The sequence below is a fragment of the Geobacillus sp. YHL genome (assembly GCF_022341265.1).
In the GTDB taxonomy this organism is placed as follows: Bacteria; Bacillota; Bacilli; order Bacillales; family Anoxybacillaceae; genus Geobacillus; species Geobacillus thermoleovorans.
In genome coordinates, this window is record NZ_JAEIGB010000017.1 from 19,782 (window position 1) to 37,417 (window position 17,636).

A 17,636-nucleotide genomic window follows, 5' to 3' on the forward strand; every position below is an offset into this window, starting at 1 on the left:
GAATCATCGACTTCCTGTTGCTAGTCAATGGGACGGGCCGGACGCTTCCCCTAACTCCCCGCGCCGCTCTAAGTAATGATACAAAGCGCCGAGCAAGTTCGCATCGTTTTTGAATTGGCACGTCTCCACCACTGGCTGGACTTTGGCAATTGGAACGAGCGACAATAACACCGAAAGCCGCTTGTTGATTTCGTCGACGAAATCGGGGCGGCTGCTAATGGCCCCGCCCAAAATGATTTTTTCCGGGTCGTATGCGTACTGCAAGTTAAAAATCCCTTGGGCCAATGAAAAATAAAACCGGTCAATGGCCTTTTGCGCGGCTTCATCGCCGCCCTCTGCCAACGCAAATACTTTTTCCCCGTCCAGTTCACTTTCTTGCATCCCTTTTTCCTCGGCCGCCATCCGGATCAGCGCACTCGTCGCCGCCAGTTCACTCCATGTTTTGCATTCAAGGGTTCCGTTTGCATAACGGACATCCATCAACATATAGCCAAACTCTCCGCCATGCAAATGCGCGCCTTTATGGATGCGTCCGTCTTTCACAATTGCTCCGCCGATGCCGGTGCCGACAATGACAAAGGCGATGTCGCGGCAGCCCCGGCCCGCCCCCTTCCATAACTCGCCAAGCGCCGCGCAATTCGCGTCATTTTCCAGTTCCACCGGCAGGCCCGTCGCTCCGCCGAATACTTCTTTAAAGTTTGGGCCGTGAATGCACGGCAATGCGCTGCTTCCGCCGATGACGCCGATGTCGCTATCCACGCTTCCTGCGGAACTGATCGCAATGCCGGAAAGTGGATAGTTGGCCTGCGCCTGGCGGACGACGTTAAGCAAGTCATCGCGAAATTGATGAAAGTCATGCCGCTCCGAACGGTAACGCCCCTTTTCGAAAAAGTCGCCATGCTCGTTCATGACGGCATGTTTGACATATGTGCCGCCAATATCAAAAACGATATAGTAACGCACCGATGACGCCTCCTTCGTTTATGATCTTTCCTCTCTTCTAGCTCCATTAGGCTTAGCTGTTTCTCCGCTTTTATGTATTCGCCGTCGGTCCATCCGCTCCTCCCCGCCGCAATGAAAGAGGCCGCTCCACTCGGCGGGGAGCGGCTCGCCATCATCATCGTTCATATCCCATTGACAACGCCTTTTGCGCATTGCGAACATCGTTATGCAGCAGCTGGGCAAGATCATATGCCGGGTAATAGCCGCGTTCATACATATAGTTGAACGCTTTTTCGTGCGTGTCAATGGCTTTGAGCAGATGTTTGACAAACGTTTTGCGCAGCACCGGCGTCGCCGCCTCGGTAATGGCAGCAGCATAATTGCGCACTGCCGTTTTTGAAAAGCCAAGCAAGTCGCCAGCGTGCAAGGCGCGGTCGCCATCATCATGGTCGCGGCTTTCTTCCATCATAGGTGCCGCCGGAATGAAGGCAAGCAGCTCGCGCAAATTCGTTTCCAGCCCTCGAATCGTCTCAAGGTACAATCCTTTTAATTCAGGACAGTCGATTTTGCCGACCGCCTTTTTCATTTTTATGAGCCCGTTTGCTTGAAAAGCGATCAGTTCATGCAACTCCAACGTTTCATGCCAAGCCAAATGGCGATGACCGTACGTATCATTCATTTTGTTTCCTCCTTGTTTTATTTTTCCATTTATTGTATATGCCCACTAAGGAGAAACGGTCACCGTTGTACAAGACATCCGCATCAGCAAAAAAGCGCTTCGCGAAATGCGAAGCACCTTCCATATCATCATTACAGCCAATCTCCCCCATCAAATCCATCGCCGCCATCAAACCAATCATCCACGTCCAACCCGTCAGCGACATCATCGATCACATCGTCAAGCAACTCTTCCGCCACCATTCCCGCCAGCATCCCGGCCGCAAACCCACCAATGGCACCAGTCCACCCGTGTCCGCCATGATGCGAATGATGGACGGGTGGATAATGGCCTACTGGATGGCTATAGATTGGCGAATGCGGCGTTGCCAATGGATGCCCGCTCAGCTGGCCGAACGCCCCGGCCGCCCGCACCGCCTCTTCAATGGCTTCTCGAAGCAGACGGGCTGCCGTCGCCGAATCGCGAAGCTGTTCATGAGTGATCAACAGCTCCCGTTTCATTTCGCGTTCCCCGCCAAAGCCGTGGCGGACGTCGATCTCCATATACAAACGCACCCCTTCTCCCTCGACGAGGGCAAAAAACTCGACTTCTTGGACGATCCCTTGAAATTCGCTCGTCGGGAAGAACGCAAATTCCTGGCCATGCGGCGTAATGCTTCCGGATGTCGCTTTCTCCCGGAATCCCAGGGCGGCCAAAGCGGAAAACACTTGCTCCAAGGCCGTCGGCGGCAAAATGTGAATGGCGTCTTGGTCATATGCATCCGCCCCATCGGCAATATCGAGCCGGGTGACGAACGTATAACGGACCGTTGGGCGGCTGATCGGCAAATGGAGCGGCAGTGCGTACGAAAACGGGAGCACTTTCCGCTCACCGGGCTGAATCGTAAACGAGGAAGCGACCGGGATCACCGCTGCGGTTCGGCGATATGCCTTTCCTTCCGCGTGCACCTCCAATTGCAATACGACATCTAGGTTCCGAATGTGTTGGGCGACCGAACCACCTTCCAGCAAAAATTCCCCTTCCAACGTTTCACCAAGGCGCACATGAGGGCGATGCAGCACGAGATCCACTTTGGCAGCGCCAATGCCGAATTTCGATAAAAACTTTTTCCACATCGGACCTCTCTCCTTTTTCATCAACCTATTTTCACATTTGAATTACGAACGAGCCGCCAAAATGGTGTCACCGAAATAATTTGATCAACCCTAGGACAATCAACACAACCCCAGGCAGCATTGTCGCCTTTTTCATGATTCCCGTTTTCGACACCATGTACCCCAACGATAAGCCGACTCGGATGAACATGAGAGTAAATACGCCAACCAACAGGGAAAACGAAAGCGGCGGGAAATGCAAAAGCGACGAACTGATCCCGGCGCCAAATGAATCCATCGACAAAGCGATCCCGATCAACAACGCTTCTTTTTGGCTGATCGTGCCTGAACGATCAAGATCCCCAAGTTCAGGCCGTTTCAATACTTGAACAGCGCCGCTGAATCGATTAGCCTCCCCTGCTTCATCAGACTCCATAGAAAACTTGCTTCCGTCTCCCTTTGGTTTATAGACGTTATAAATCGCCCAACCGCCAAGCGCCATGAGAATGACCGAAGCAAGCCCTCTCTCAACTTGCAATGGCAAAACAAGCGCCAACAGACGGCCGATGTTCATGGACACAAACACCATCATTCCAGACATGCATGCAATAAGCGCCAACGAAAAAAAGGAAAAACGGACACCACCCATTCCATACGTAATGCCTACGCTCAAGCTGTCCATGCTCACGCTGAAAGCGAGCAAAATCATGGACACCCATAACCACATAGGAATCCCCCCTGCGGTACGATATGCAATTTCGTACGGAGAGGGGACTTTTTTGCCATTCGACACGCATCGATTTCCGGGGAAATGTTTCCCCTTTTCTCGACATTATTCCCGCAAATGATACGGCAATGTCGCAATAACGACATCTTTTTTCATAATCAGAAAAAAGCGCAAGATGATGGCGGTTTGGTTATGCAAAAATGTATGCCACCATTTTTTCACGATAAATTGCGGCAAGAGCACTGTCACCGGCGCGCGGTCTGCTTCTTTTTCCGCTTTCGTGATGTATTCTAATAATGGCGACAAAATGGTTCGGTACGGTGAATAGATGACTTCCAACGGAATGTCCGGATAAAACTTCTCCCACTTTTGCCGCAGCTTTTGTTCGTCTTTTTCGTCGAAAATAATCGACAGTGCCGTAATGTCGTCGGAAATGCTGCGAGCGTACTGAACGGATTGGGCGACCACTTTGCTGACGCCGGAAATGGGAATAATGACTTTTGGTTTCAACAGTTTCCCGCGCTGTTGCCACTCCCGTTCGTCCAACCGCAGCTGCTCACCCAGTTTTTTGTAATGCTCGTGAATTCGGATGAACATCCAGACAAACAACGGAATCGCCACGATGACGATCCAGGCCCCCTGCGTAAATTTAGCGATCATCGTGACGAGCGTGACGATCCCGGTGACCACCGCTCCCGTTCCGACGGTGAGCAGCACGCCGAATTTCCGTCCTTCTTCCCGTTTCCATAATTTTTTAATCAACCCACTCTGGCCGATCGTAAAGGAAAGAAAGACGCCAACCGCATAAAGCGGGATGAGCGAATGGGTTTTGGCATGAAACGCGATGATCAATGCGATCGCCAGCACGCTCAACAATATAATGCCATTGGAAAACACAAGGCGATCGCCCCGGGCCGCCAAGCTTCTCGGCAAAAAACCGTCCTTCGCCATAATCGACGTCAACTGCGGAAACCCGGCAAAACTCGTATTCGCCGCGAGCACTAAAATGACCATCGTCGCCAGCTGAAACAAGTAAAACAAAAGACCATTCCCAAACACATGGCGTCCGATTTGCGAAATGACCGTTTGATGCTCGGTCGGAGTAACGCCGAATCCCGCCGCCAACACGGTGATGCCTAAAAACATCACGCCAAGCAATGTGGACATCCATCCCATCGTAATGGCGGCGTTTTTTGAACTGTCTGGCCGGAACGCCGGCACGCCGTTGCTGATCGCTTCGACCCCAGTCATCGCCGAACATCCCGATGAAAAGGCGCGCAGCAAAATAAACAAACTGTAACCGGACGCAAACATGTGAGCTGTGGAAGCATGCTCATGCATCGTAAACCCATGCCATCCTTCCTGCCACAACTGCCACCCGCCGACAGCGATCATCACAAGAACGAAGCCAATGAACACATACGTCGGGTAGGCGAAAACCGTTGCGGATTCGGTAATGCCGCGTAAATTGAGCACCATTAAAAGCAAGACAAGAGCGACAGCGAGCTCCACTTTCCACGGCAGCAGCCCCGGAAACGCCGATGTCAGCGCGGCGACGCCGGAGCTGATGCTGACGGCGACAGTTAAAATATAATCGATCATCAGCGCCGCCCCGGCCACTAAACTAATTTTCGTCCCCAAATGGTCGCGGGCGACGACATACGCCCCGCCGCCGGACGGAAACGCGTAAATGATTTGCCGATACGACAAGGTCACTAACAAAAGCAATACTAAAATCGCCACCGCGATCGGCAGCGAATAGAAAAAGACGCTTGTCCCTAATAAAGCAAGCACAAGCAAAATTTCTTCCGTCGCGTAAGCCACCGATGACAGCGCATCGGAAGAAAAAACGGCCAACGCTTTCCATTTCGGCAATTTTTCATGTTTGAGCCGTTTTGTCTCCATCGGTTTCCCAATCAACAAACGTTTTAACGAAGCCATGCTTCCGTTCCTCCCAAAGCATATTCGAGTTGATTCAAAAAGAAAAAACCGCTGAGGACGCACTCAACGGCTACAAATGTTCTAAAGCCATACTCGTCCCTCCCCAAAGCGCTTGCGAGGTTAGCTGTCGGGTTCGGGCTTGGAGAGATGCCCGTCCTTTCGGATTCACCCCTAGCAACGAGCGTTGCAACGATTGGGTCCCCCGCTCCATGCCGGATTCAGCGCATCGAATCAAGTGATTGTTGCTTCCATATGTTACCCCTTTTCTTGTCCCTCCGCCAACCTTGAAAAAGGAGGAAAACAGCGAGTTTTTAGGCTTTTGGGCTTATTTTTTCTTTATTATTTCCCCTTCGCTCACGCTCCCGACATTTTTCTGTTTTTCACTCATCCAATCATCATTTTCCCTTTCGGATAGCGGAACGGATCGGGCTGACGGCGCAGCGTGACCGCGTACGCGATCGTCAACGGGCCGACGCGGCCGGCAAACATCGTCAAGGCAATGATCACCTTTCCGAGCGGAGACAACTCCGGAGTCAGTCCCATCGACAGCCCGACGGTTCCAAACGCCGACGTCGCTTCGAATAAAATCATGAGAAAGTCTTTTCCGCGCTCGGTGATCGTCAGCACCATCGTCACAAACATGACGATAAACAGCCCGCTCATTGTCACGGTCAGCGACTTGTACACCGTATCGTACACGATCCGTTTCCGAAATAAAATGACATCCTCTTTCCCGCGGATTTGCGACCAAACCGCGCCGAGCAACGTCGTAAAGGTCGTTGTTTTGATTCCTCCGCCCGTCGAACCCGGGGAAGCGCCGACAAACATGAGAAACACGATCAAAAACAGCGTCGGTTGCGTCAAATCCGGGATGTTAAGCGTATTCGAGCCCGCCGTTCTCGGAGTGACCGCTTGGTAAAACGCGGACAAAAACTTGCCTGAGAGCGACAGCGGCCCCATCGTCTTCGGATTGTTCCACTCCAGCAGCAATATCAGCGCCATGCTGGCCAACACCAGCCATGCCGTCGTGATCACCACCACCTTCGTATGAAGAGACAGCCGCCGTGTTTGCCGGTACTCATACACTTCATTCATGACAATAAATCCGATGCCGCCCAGTATAATTAAAATCGGCACGACAAGGCTCACGACCGGATCTTCCACATAGCCGGTCAAACTGCGAAACTCGCCCATCAAGTCAAAGCCGGCGTTGTTAAAGTTGGAAATCGCATGAAAGAACCCAAAGTACACGGCTTTCCAAAACGGCATATCGAACGAGAAACGAATCGCCAACAGCAATCCGCCGATGCCCTCAATGACGACGGTAAAAACGAGAATGCGTTTCACGAGCCGAACAATCCCTTCGATGCTCAGCTGATTGAGCGCCTCTTGCAGCAACAACCGCTCTTTCAAGGAAATCCGCTTGCCGAGCAAAAAGGCAAACAACGTAGCAAATGTCATAAATCCAAGCCCGCCCACTTGGATCAGCGCTAAAATGACCAGCTGGCCGAACAACGTGAACGTCGTCCCGGTGTCGACGACGACAAGTCCGGTTACGCACGTCGCGGAAGTCGCTGTAAACAAGGCGTCTAAAAACGGAAGTCCTTTTCCGTCAACGGTCGCCGTCGGCAGCATCAACAAGAAAGCTCCAACCAAAATAATCAAGGCAAAGCCGGACACTAATACTTTCGGCGGATCGAAAAATTTACGGTTCGCATTCAAAGCCCCATCCCTTCCCCCTCGCTCACATAATCGCCTCTTTATAGTTGTGGATGATGCATAGAAAAAATATACCAAAAACAAGCTTGTTCGGGTACTCTAAACCATTTTCATCATAATATTCTTTCTGCATAATAAAATGGATAAAGGGCATGGCCACCGACTTCAAGAATGTGGATGCATTGAAACCTTTTCCGTCTCCGTTCGTCTATATGAATGGCAAATGGCAGTCCGACTGGGACCACACAGGCATTGAAGCGCGGAAGGGGGCTTGCGCCAGTCCCATAAAAACATTCCATTGACTTTTGGCAACAGACGTATTATGCTACTTGACATGGAGACGTTCCGATGTAAAATCATGTAAGAATAAAACGTTTGTTGCTGTGGGCAACGGCTGTTGATATAAACATAGAAGCATCGTTAAGAATACGAGGCAAAGGAGGAGAAGAGGACGTGAAGGCAATTTGGGAAAAATGGTTGAAAAAATGTCGTTCTCTCCCTAACCAATACATTGGCTTTTTTATTTTTGCCGTGCTCTTATTTTGGTTGAAGACGTACGCCGCCTATTTAGCGGAATTTAACCTTGGCATCAGCAACTCCATGCAGGAGTTTTTATTGTTCATCAACCCGATCAGCTCGGCGGTATTCTTCCTTGGGTTGGCGCTGTTGGCCAAGGAAACGCGTGTGTACAAATGGCTCATTATTATTAATTTCGTTTTATCGTTCATTCTATACGCCAATATCGTTTATTATCGTTTTTTCAGCGATTTTATTACATTCCCGACGTTGACGCAAACGAAAAACTTCGGCGATCTCGGCAGAAGCATTTGGGAGTTGCTCCACTGGTATGACGTGTTCTATTTCTTGGATACGATCATTTTGGCGGTGATCGTTTTCTCGAAGCGATTCTCGCTCCCGGAAGTGCAGGCCGGCCGATTCAAAAAAGGCGCCATTTTCGCTTCGGCCATTCTTATGTTCAGCATCAACTTGGCGCTCGCTGAGACCGACCGCCCGCAGCTCTTGACAAGAACGTTCGACCGCAACTATATCGTCAAATATTTAGGCGTGTACAACTATTTGATTTACGATGCATTCCAAAGCATGAAATCATCGACGCAGCGGGCGTTCGCAAACAAAAGCGACATCACGACTGTGCTGAACTATGTGCAGGCGACGTATGCCAAACCGAACCCGAAATATTTCGGCGTGGCGAAAGGGAAAAACGTCATTTACATTCATTTAGAGTCGCTGCAAAACTTTGTGATTAACTATAAGTTGAACGGTGAAGAAGTCACCCCGTTCTTAAACTCGCTCACCCGCGATCCGAACACGTTCTATTTCGATAACTTCTTCCATCAAACAGGACAAGGGAAAACGTCGGATGCGGAGTTTATGCTCGAAAACTCGCTGTTTGGCTTGCCGCAAGGCGCTGTCTTTACGACGAAAGGACAAAACACGTATCAGGCGGCTCCGGCCATTTTGCACCAATACGGCTATACAAGCGCCGTCTTCCACGGCAACTACAAAACGTTCTGGAACCGCGATGAAATTTACAAGTCGTTCGGCTTTGACCATTTCTTTGACGCCAGCTACTACGATATGAACGATAAGGACGTGTTGAACTACGGCCTGAAAGACAAACCGTTTTTCCGGGAGTCGATCCCGCTGTTAGAAACATTAAAAGAACCGTTCTATGTGAAATTTATTACGCTGTCGAACCACTTCCCGTACCCGATCAGCGAGGAAGATGCGACGATCCCGCCGGCGACGACAGGCGACGGCTCGGTCGACCAGTATTTCCAAACGGCACGCTATTTGGACGAAGCAGTGAAAGAGTTCTTTGACTACTTGAAAAAATCGGGTCTGTACGACCGCTCGGTCATCATTTTGTACGGCGACCATTACGGCATTTCGGAAAACCATAACAAAGCCATGGCGCAAATTTTAGGAAAAGAAATTACGCCGTATGAACATGCGCAATTGCAGCGGGTGCCGCTGTTCATCCACGTGCCGGGCATAAAAGGCGGCGTCATGCACGAGTTTGGCGGCCAAATCGATTTGTTGCCGACGGTCTTGCACCTGCTGGGCATTGATACAAAAAATTACGTCCATTTTGGAACGGATTTGCTGTCACCTGAACATCAAGAAATCGTTCCGTTCCGCAACGGCGACTTTGTCACGCCGAAGGTGACAGCGGTCAACGGCAAGTACTATGACACGAAAACAGGCGAACCTCTTGAAAGCACGCCGGAAATTCAGCGGCTCGAACAAATCGTCCGTACGAAGCTTGACCTATCGGATAAAGTCGTCTACGGCGATTTGCTCCGGTTCTATACACCGAAAGGCTTCAAGCCGGTCGATCCGTCAAAATATGATTACAATAACCGTGAAGAGGGAAGCGATCAATGATCGCCTCCCTCTTTTTTCTAGCGCTGCAGCAGTTGCTCAATGGCCCGCTTCGCATTCACGTAACCCGCCCCATATACGTTCGGGTCGCGCCCTTTCCACAAATCGGCGCCGTCTTTTAACGCCTGCTTGATTTCATCCGGCGTTGCATTTGGTTTGGCCTGAAGCATCAACGCGACAATGCCGGCGCAAATCGGCGTCGCCATCGATGTACCGGACATCGATATATAATGGTCACCGACCCGGCTTTGCTTATTCATCTTGTCAAGAAATGAACGCGGGGCGCGAAGCGATATAATGTTGACCCCGGGAACGACGAGATCCGGTTTTGTCACCCCATACTCGGTCGGCCCTCGGCTCGAAAACGACGCCACCTCATCGTCGGCGCGCGTTGCCGCCGTATCATGATCGTCAAGAGCACCGACGGTAATGATGCGGTCGCTAATGCCCGGGCTTGAAATCGTCCCATAATTCGGCCCTTCATTCCCTGCCGCCGCACAGACGACAATGCCCTGCTCCCACGCCCGCTCCGCGACTTGCACGAGCGGATCATCATTTTCTATCGGAAACGGCTGCGGCTCCCCTCCAAGCGATAAGGAAATAATATGGATTCGCTTGGCCGAGTTTTTCTTATTGTAATCAATGCACCACTCAATGCCGCGTATGATCGTCTCGAGCGTCCCGCTTCCCGAACGGTCGAGCACCTTGATACCAATGAGGCTTGCCTCATACGCCGGTCCGGCATACAGCCCGTCCGACATGCGCCCGTTTCCGGCCGCATCGCCGGCGCAATGCGTACCGTGGCCGTTGTCATCATACGGGGTTGTGCGCCCATTGACAAAATCGACAAAGGCGGCAATCCTCCCCTCCAAGTCCGGGTGCGGGTAAATGCCTGTGTCGACAATGGCGATCGTCACTCCTTTTCCGCTTAACTCCGTTCCGTTGACAGCCACATGTTTAGCATTGGCCGATGGGACTGCATTGTTTAACAGCGCCTTGACCTGCCGATTGAGGTACACTTTTTTCACTTTCGGATGCTCGAGCAGCTGCTCAATCGCTGCCGGAGTCACCCGTGCGCTCCATAGCGGGACATGGCGGAAATGGTGATGCAGTTTCATGCGGAAATGATCCCGCTCCGCTTTGGCCAGCGCCTCAATGCCCTCTGTGCCTTCAACCTCGATCAAAACAGAAACGGTCCTCCATTTTCGCAACCACTGCTCCATCCAGCGGTGAAAAATGCACGGCATTCGTGTCATCGGCTTATACATATTCACAAGCGCATGACGAAGCGGACGGTCAAGCCGCGCTGCATGGCGGCGAGCGAGCTGCACGATCGAATAGGTGAACACATTCTTCCCCTCCTTGCGTGTTTCGCTATACTCATATGAGGGAAAGATCGCGAAAGAAGCGGCGAGCTCACCAAGACAAACAAACAAAAAGCTCGCCCAGCGAAAACTAGGCAAGCCTTTCTTATTTACATTCCAATCCGCTCCAACACAATGTATTTTGCTTTTCCTAAATAACGCTCCACTTGGCGCAACACATTTTCCTTCTCCGCAAATGCCCCGACTTGCGTTCCATCCACCGTCACACGAGTTAAAGAGAGGTTTGATTTTTTTGTCAGATCCAATGCCCGTGCAATTCCGTTTACGTGCCCACGGGCGACTGTTCGCAAAAACTGGGTGTCATTCAATTTTTCTGCATCCTCTTTTCGATCAATAAATCCGTTCTCCGTGAGCACCGCCGGCATCGCTGTTTCGCGCAGCACATGGAAGTTTGCTTTCTTTTTCCCGCGGTCGCGAAATCCTGTAGCTTTGACGACTTCTTCGTGAATGGCATCACGGATGCGGGCTGTTGCCGAATCGTCATCGAGCCGATCATAAATATAATCTTCATACCCCGTGCCGCCACCGGCATTCACGTGAATCGCGACGTATACATCCGCCCCCCATTGATTGGCCCGGTCCGTCCGCTCATCAAGTGACACCGTTTCATCTTTTGTTCGGCTTAGCTGCACGGAAACTCCTTCATACTCATTTTGCAGCAGACGGTTGATTTCAAGAGCGATAAACAACGTAATGTCTTTTTCCAACAACCCGTTGCCGACCGCGCCGGCATCGTTCCCACCGTGACCTGGATCGAGAAAAATTTTAACCATCTTTCTTCTCCTTTCACATCCTTCGTCGTTTCGGAATATGGCACTGTTAGCATAAGCGTGGCACTCCAAAATGCCATAGATACTTCCCCAAGGCCAACAAATAAGGCGCAGTCAAAAAAACGACTGCACCTGACATTTCCGCTGATCGACTTGTTCGATATGATGAAAGCCCCCCCACACAGCCGTACAAGAAAACATAGACCGCTGGGCATTATATAAATTGTCCACTCTGTTGGCTTCGACTGAACTTGTAAACAGCCAGAAGGAAAAAGGTCAGCGCAAAGGCGAGAAGAATCAACAGATGCCAATACAAACTTCCGAAAGAGCGCCCCTCCTGCAGCTTTACCAAACAATCGAGCGCCCACCGCTGCGGTATAAAATACGCCGCTTTTTGCAAAAATTCCGGCATCAGCTCAACAGGCCAGAAACAACCGGCCAGCATGCATGTCGGCACCGTGACTAAGGGCTGCAGCGCCCCGGCGGAAGCAGAGCTGTTCGCAAACATCACGGTAATCAAAGACAAGCCGATCGCGGATAAAGAGAAAAGCAGGAGCACTAGGGCCATTTGCCACATCGAAATATTAGGATCAATATGAAAGATGTTCTTCATGGCCACGATTGTTACGATGATTTGTGCCGCCATCATCAACAAATTCACCACGATATTCGATAACACATACGTTCTCGCCTGAATCGGCGTCGTCAATAAACGAGAATAGGTGCGCTCTTCTTTTTCTTTGATGATGATCTCCGTCAAATTTCCCGCTGACATCAACATAATCATGACCAAATACCCGATCGTTTGATACGTGACCCCTTTTTGTTTGGCTGTGTCGGACAGCGAGTGAACAGACAAGCGGAACGGCGCCTGTTGATACCGTTCATACATCTTCCAAAAGAGATCGCGATCCCCATTGGCCAATCGCCCCAATGTCGCCAGATGATCGATGTATTCATGCAAGTACGACTTGATGAACATCGTGATTTCCGCTCCCTTGAGCGAGACGAGTTGGATCGGCCGGGGCTGGCCGTGCTGAACGCTTTCGGAAAACCCTTGGGGGAAAATGAGCACGCCATCCACCTTTTGCGAGGTGATTTGGTCGTCCACCGCTGACAACTTGACGCTTTTCACCGATAGATGATCAATCTGTTTCAGAAAACGGATCGCATCATCGGCAACCCGCCCATGATCCTCATTGACCACCCCGATGCGCACATCCTTGGCCGGGGAGCTTCCGTAAGCAAACAAGGACAACAGAATCGCGGCCAAAGGGGTGCCGAAATAGAGCAAAAAATTGATTTTCCGACGAAACGTTCGCTTTAACGTATATCTCACCAACCAGATGACGTCATTCACCTTATAATCCCTCCCGTCTCGCCATCGACGCGACAGCGATCATCAAAAACAACGCCGCTATACTGATATTCAGCAGCATAGTGGGAACGACGCTTGACAAATCGTTCGCGTACACGATTTTGAAAATCGTGTCATTCATCCAAGAAAGCGGAGACAAATGAGCATACCATGCTGTTTCATCGATCGGAAAATAAGCGCCGCCGAAAAAGGAAGACAGCTGAATGATCACCATCGCAATCGTTCGCGCCGCTCCTTCCGTCCTTGCCATATAGCTCATCCCTAGACCAAAGCTGATGGCCAATACCACCTCGGTCAACATAAGCAACCATACGAGGCTTACGTGATGCCCCCAATCGGCATGAAGCACCCATTGGCTGAACAACATGACGACCGCAACACAAAGAAAATTCGCCGCCACGTTCCCGGTCAGCTTTCCAATAAAAATCTCGCTTTTGCGAACAGGAGCAGCCAAAAGGCGATCAGCCGTCTTCCGCGTCCGCTCCCCCCGCAGCAACGAACTGCCCGGCAATGCGCTGTATAAAGCAATCATCGTTGTCATCGCCACCGCATAATAATCCATCGCTCCCGGTTTGCGCTTGGAATGCAGCGACCGTTCTTGAATATACTCATCATGCACATGTTTATTGGATGGAACAAAACCAGGCTTCACCTCGGAAACGGCCATCGCCAGCTGGCATCGGCCGACAAACGCGGCCATCACCCCCTCTACAATGCTTCCTTTGATCTTGTTGCGCTCATTGGTGTACAACTCCACTCCATGCGGGCCGATCTCAATGTATCCATCCGCTTTTCCTTCCTGCACCGCTTTCGTTCCTTTTCATCCCTCCTGAGAAATGTTTCGGATAACTTTTGCGCTTATCGCTTAAACCGACAAACTCGAGCGCCTCTTCCACCCGCTGGCGCAACTGTGCGCCGCGCAGTCCATACAACCCGGCAAAAAATTCAACATTTTCATACGCCGTCAAATGTTCATAGATGGCGATCTCTTGGGGAACAATGCCGATATGCCGTTTGGCAAACTGGCGATGCTTGGCGATGTCCTTGCCGAGAATCTTGATTTCTCCAGCGTTCGGGCGCAGCAGCCCAGCAATCATATGGATGGTTGTGCTTTTTCCTGCTCCATTGGCTCCGAGGAAGCCAAAAATTTCCCCTTCGGCAACCGTAAGAGACATATGATCGACCGCGATGAAGTCACCAAATTTTTTGGTCACTTGTTTGATCTCTAACATGTTCATCGTTCCACCTTCTTTCCATGCTTGGTATTATGGATTATAGAAAAAAAGATGAACTCCTGTAAGTGCAGGAATTCATCTCGTTGACATGAGAAAATTCACGATTTACTCATGAATCGGAAGCAACGTCGTGACAGAGAAACCGTTCGTTCCATCGACAATGACCGTGCCATGAACAGAGGCCGCCCGCTCCTCCATGCCGATGATCCCAAGTCCTTTCTTGATCTTGGCCGCACCTTTCCCGTTATCTTTCACTTCCACCTTGATGACTCGATTCAACACGTGAATTTCAACGGCAATGGCCGTGGCCTCAGCGTATTTGCTCGCATTCGTCAACGCTTCGGCAATGTTCTCATAAATCACTTTCCATTGGATTGGTGTAATCACATCCAATAATAAACGGCAATTTGCGTTCGATGTTGCAGTCCGGTTTTGTCCAAAATCGAGGTGATGTAATTGGCCACCGTTCCCTCGGAGAGAAAGAGCTGTTTGGCAATCTCTTTATTCGAAAGCCCCTTCGCAATGAGCGCCATAATGTCCAACTCTCGTTCCGTAAACAGGCTTTTATCGATTTTCGGGGCTGCTTCTGTTTCTTCTTTTAAGTTGGACTTAATTTTGTCCATCACAATCTCCTGCATCACCACTTGGCCGTGATAAACCGCTTTGATCGCTTCGCGGATTCGTTCCGGATCGGTATTTTTCAAAAAATATCCTTTTGCACCGTATTGAATGGCGTCTAGAATGTATTCATCATCATCAAACGTCGTCAAGATGAGCGGCTTTGTCTTCGTCTGCTCGCATAGAAGCTTTGTCGCTTCCACTCCATTCATGTTCGGCATGCGCACATCCAATAACGCGACATCAACTTCATGATGTCGACAATATTCCACTGCCTCTTTCCCATCGCCTACAGTCGCGGCGACATCAAACTCGTCATACGTGCTTAAGATGATCCGCAGCCCTTCGCGGACAAAAGGATTGTCATCGGCGATGAGCACTTTGATCCGCAGCGGATCGGGCGCAGAGGTCTGTTTCATCTTTCCCCATCCTTTCCTCATCCACTTTGCGTTTTCCCATTCATCGTCATGTGTGGACAAAGTGCTGAACGATTTACTTTCATTGTAATGAATAAGAGGAGTTTCTTCCATTGCCATGAGGGAAAGGGAGCTCAAGCAGGAGTGATATGATTCCCCCGAGGGCGGTGCGGTAAACATAGTGATCGATGAAGAACCCGCCATATTGCAAATTGCCGTTTCAGATACTGGCATCGGCATCGCGCCGGAACATTTGCCCTTTTTGTTCGATCGATTTTACCGCGCAGATGAAGCGAGGACGCGAAATCGCGGGGGAATCGGATTGGGTCTGGCCATCGCCAAAGAATTCGTATCAGCTCACGGCGGAACCATCGATGTCCATAGCACCCCTGAACAAGGGACCACCTTTCGGGTCAGGCTTCCTCGCTGACGATAACGAAGACGTTTATGGTAAAATAAAAACAGAAATCCTTAACCAAAAGGAGGTATCACCATGTCCCGCGCACAACAATGGGTGCAATATTTCCTTTCCCACCGCCATGTCACGATGGAACTGATCCACAAAATCGACGAAGCGCATTATGATTACAAACCGACGCCGACCTCGATGACAGCGAAGCAGCTGGCGACGCATATGCTGTTCAGCTTCTACAATTTCGCTAATACGGCAAAACACGGCGATCCATCGCTGTTCCGGCAAAAAATCGAGGAACCGGAGACGAATTTGGCCAAGCTGGCGGAAACATATACGGAAAAAACGAGGCAGCTCATCGAATCGATGAGCGATGACGACTTCGACCGGACGCTTGATTTAACTGCCATCTTTGGCACGCAAATGTCCACAGCTCAGTTCCTGCAATTGGCAATGGACCATGAAATCCACCATAAAGGCCAGCTGTTCGTCTACGTCCGCGGCATGGGGCATACGGACTTGCCGCTGTTTGTGAAACGCGGTTAATCTTCCCCATTTTTGTTTCATCTAACTAAACGAGAAGCTTCTCCGAGAAAATAACAAAAAAGCCGGCTAAGAAACCCCTAGCCGGCTTTTCCTTTTTGGTTGAGGCGATTTAGTCAATCGAGCAGCTTCCGTCTGCGCACATTCCGCCTTCACCCGCCAACGACCGCAACGGGGAAGCTTGTTGTTCTTCCTCCCATACTTTCTCTAGCGCCCGCCGGAACACGTCAACCGGCTGGGCCCCCGAAATCGCATACTTCCCATTCAGCACGAAAAACGGCACGCCGCGGACGCCCAACGCCGCTGCTTCTTCCTCATCGCGGCGCACCTCTTGTGTGTAGCGGCCACTGGCCAACACTTCTTCCGCTTCCGTCCGCTCAAGCCCGACCGCTTCGGCGATCGCAAGCAGCACATCGCGGTCGCTGATTCGCTTCGACTCCGTGAAATACGCATAAAACAGTCGTTCCACCATGTCGTTCAGCTTCCCTTTTTCCTTGGCGTATTGCGCCAAGCGGTGGGCGTCAAACGTGTTCGTCGGCTTCATCGTGTCAAAGCGGAACGTCAAGCCGACCGCCTCCGCCTGCCGGCCGATATCGGCGTTCGCCCGCTTCGCTTCTTCAAGCGAAATGCCGTATTTGTTGGCGATGATTTCATGAATCGTCAACGGGGTCTCGTTTGGTGCGTTTGGATCGAGTTCAAAGCTGCGGAATACGATTTCAACGTCTTCCCGGTGCGGAAATGGCTCAAGCGCCTGTTCCAATCGGCGTTTGCCGATATAGCAAAACGGGCAGACAAAATCGGACCATACTTCAATTTTCATGGCCATCCTCCTCTACTTTTGACGCGCTTCCCCTCCATTGTAGCCCATCGCTGGTCAAATGGCGAACGAAAGGCATGGGGGCGGACCCGCCCGCATACATTGTACTACCATGCTGTTGGGACAAGGAGGGAGAATCTCATGCATTCCCAGGAATTCGGCGCCTTTCTGTTGCGGATTGTCACCGGGTTCATCTTTTTCGCCCATGGGTGGGTGAAATGGCAGCGGGGGCTTGAGGCGGCGGCCGATTCGTTTGCGGCGATGGGGCTTCCCGGCTGGCTCGCCTACATCGTGACGATCATAGAGCTTGCTGGCGGCTGGGCGATGATGCTTGGCCTTGGCACACGGCCGATTGCGGCGGCGTTTGCCATCATCATGACCGGAGCCATCGCCACCGCCAAAGCCGACGCCGGTTTGCTTGGCAACGGCCGGGAAACGGGCTATGAATTCAACCTCGCCTTGCTTGCGATGTCCGTATATTTGTGGCTGAACGGCAGCCGGCTTTGGTCGTTAGATGCAGTCATCGGACGGCCGCGCGGCTGAACAGCCGGCAC

16 protein-coding genes, 3 pseudogenes and 1 riboswitch are annotated in these 17,636 nt (G+C 51.1%); of the genes and pseudogenes, 4 read left to right on the forward strand and 15 right to left on the reverse strand.

Annotated features, from left to right (window positions below; translation table 11 throughout):
• Positions 1 to 24: 24 nt before the first annotated feature.
• From JCR24_RS13270 to JCR24_RS13300, 7 genes are all read right to left on the reverse strand, one after another.
• Positions 25 to 963 carry an ROK family protein gene (locus JCR24_RS13270; protein WP_238980772.1) on the reverse strand — a complete coding sequence of 313 codons (939 nt, stop codon included), beginning with the start codon at positions 961 to 963 and terminating at the stop codon, positions 25 to 27.
• A 154-nt stretch (positions 964 to 1,117) separates the two neighbouring features.
• The gene (locus JCR24_RS13275; RefSeq protein ID WP_238980773.1) at positions 1,118 to 1,621 is read right to left on the reverse strand and encodes a spore coat protein; all 504 of its coding nucleotides are present in this window, start codon (positions 1,619 to 1,621) and stop codon (positions 1,118 to 1,120) included.
• Entirely contained in the window at positions 1,614 to 1,790 is a 177-nt protein-coding gene (locus JCR24_RS13280; RefSeq protein WP_156100176.1) for a hypothetical protein, read from the reverse strand. The genes JCR24_RS13275 and JCR24_RS13280 overlap by 8 nt, the downstream gene beginning before the upstream one ends.
• The gene (locus JCR24_RS13285; protein ID WP_238980774.1) at positions 1,753 to 2,736 is read right to left on the reverse strand and encodes a sporulation protein; all 984 of its coding nucleotides are present in this window, start codon (positions 2,734 to 2,736) and stop codon (positions 1,753 to 1,755) included. The genes JCR24_RS13280 and JCR24_RS13285 overlap by 38 nt, the downstream gene beginning before the upstream one ends.
• Positions 2,737 to 2,803: 67 nt before the next feature.
• Positions 2,804 to 3,442 carry a sporulation membrane protein YtaF gene (gene ytaF, locus JCR24_RS13290; RefSeq protein WP_238980775.1) on the reverse strand — a complete coding sequence of 213 codons (639 nt, stop codon included), beginning with the start codon at positions 3,440 to 3,442 and terminating at the stop codon, positions 2,804 to 2,806.
• A 105-nt stretch (positions 3,443 to 3,547) separates the two neighbouring features.
• Positions 3,548 to 5,383, reverse strand: a complete 1,836-nt coding sequence (locus JCR24_RS13295; protein WP_238980776.1) for an APC family permease — start codon at positions 5,381 to 5,383, stop codon at positions 3,548 to 3,550.
• A gap of 94 nt (positions 5,384 to 5,477) precedes the next feature.
• A riboswitch (cyclic di-AMP (ydaO/yuaA leader) is annotated at positions 5,478 to 5,617 on the reverse strand.
• A gap of 150 nt (positions 5,618 to 5,767) precedes the next feature.
• On the reverse strand, positions 5,768 to 7,105 hold the full coding sequence (locus tag JCR24_RS13300) for a TrkH family potassium uptake protein (protein ID WP_119877685.1): 1,338 nt from the start codon (positions 7,103 to 7,105) through the stop codon (positions 5,768 to 5,770).
• 450 nt (positions 7,106 to 7,555) lie between these two features.
• On the opposite strand from JCR24_RS13300, the gene ltaS reads away from it, so the two are divergent.
• Positions 7,556 to 9,511: a lipoteichoic acid synthase gene (gene ltaS / locus JCR24_RS13305; protein ID WP_238980777.1), complete on the forward strand. Its 1,956-nt coding sequence runs from the start codon at positions 7,556 to 7,558 to the stop codon at positions 9,509 to 9,511.
• Positions 9,512 to 9,528: 17 nt separating this feature from the next.
• Here ltaS and JCR24_RS13310 read toward each other — a convergent pair whose 3' ends face one another.
• From JCR24_RS13310 to JCR24_RS13340, 7 genes and pseudogenes are all read right to left on the reverse strand, one after another.
• On the reverse strand, positions 9,529 to 10,857 hold the full coding sequence (locus JCR24_RS13310) for a S8 family peptidase (RefSeq protein WP_020278928.1): 1,329 nt from the start codon (positions 10,855 to 10,857) through the stop codon (positions 9,529 to 9,531).
• A gap of 125 nt (positions 10,858 to 10,982) precedes the next feature.
• Positions 10,983 to 11,666: an N-acetylmuramoyl-L-alanine amidase family protein gene (locus JCR24_RS13315; RefSeq protein WP_081132839.1), complete on the reverse strand. Its 684-nt coding sequence runs from the start codon at positions 11,664 to 11,666 to the stop codon at positions 10,983 to 10,985.
• Positions 11,667 to 11,877: 211 nt separating this feature from the next.
• Positions 11,878 to 13,023 carry an ABC transporter permease gene (locus tag JCR24_RS13320; protein ID WP_238980778.1) on the reverse strand — a complete coding sequence of 382 codons (1,146 nt, stop codon included), beginning with the start codon at positions 13,021 to 13,023 and terminating at the stop codon, positions 11,878 to 11,880.
• A gap of 1 nt (position 13,024) precedes the next feature.
• Positions 13,025 to 13,846: an ABC transporter permease gene (locus JCR24_RS13325; RefSeq protein WP_238980779.1), complete on the reverse strand. Its 822-nt coding sequence runs from the start codon at positions 13,844 to 13,846 to the stop codon at positions 13,025 to 13,027.
• 10 nt (positions 13,847 to 13,856) lie between these two features.
• Positions 13,857 to 14,279 (reverse strand): annotated as a pseudogene (locus JCR24_RS13330) (ABC transporter ATP-binding protein); the annotation flags it as partial.
• A gap of 102 nt (positions 14,280 to 14,381) precedes the next feature.
• A pseudogene (locus tag JCR24_RS13335) lies at positions 14,382 to 14,669 on the reverse strand (sensor histidine kinase); the annotation flags it as partial.
• Complete coding sequence (locus JCR24_RS13340; RefSeq protein ID WP_081132841.1) at positions 14,660 to 15,313, reverse strand: response regulator; 654 nt, start codon at positions 15,311 to 15,313, stop codon at positions 14,660 to 14,662. The gene JCR24_RS13340 and the pseudogene JCR24_RS13335, both read right to left, overlap by 10 nt.
• Before the next feature lie 166 nt (positions 15,314 to 15,479).
• Here JCR24_RS13340 and JCR24_RS13345 point away from each other — a divergent pair.
• Both JCR24_RS13345 and JCR24_RS13350 read left to right on the forward strand, forming a co-directional pair.
• A pseudogene (locus JCR24_RS13345) lies at positions 15,480 to 15,740 on the forward strand (sensor histidine kinase); the annotation flags it as partial.
• A 63-nt stretch (positions 15,741 to 15,803) separates the two neighbouring features.
• Positions 15,804 to 16,268 (forward strand): DinB family protein, encoded by a 465-nt coding sequence (locus tag JCR24_RS13350; protein ID WP_238980780.1) that lies wholly within the window; start codon positions 15,804 to 15,806, stop codon positions 16,266 to 16,268.
• A gap of 109 nt (positions 16,269 to 16,377) precedes the next feature.
• Here the strand turns inward: JCR24_RS13350 and JCR24_RS13355 are convergent, their stop codons facing one another.
• Positions 16,378 to 17,085, reverse strand: a complete 708-nt coding sequence (locus JCR24_RS13355; RefSeq protein WP_025038897.1) for a DsbA family oxidoreductase — start codon at positions 17,083 to 17,085, stop codon at positions 16,378 to 16,380.
• Between the two features lie 138 nt (positions 17,086 to 17,223).
• Between JCR24_RS13355 and JCR24_RS13360 the strand changes: the two genes are divergently transcribed.
• Positions 17,224 to 17,625 (forward strand): DoxX family protein, encoded by a 402-nt coding sequence (locus tag JCR24_RS13360; RefSeq protein ID WP_081132843.1) that lies wholly within the window; start codon positions 17,224 to 17,226, stop codon positions 17,623 to 17,625.
• Positions 17,626 to 17,636 lie beyond the last annotated feature (11 nt).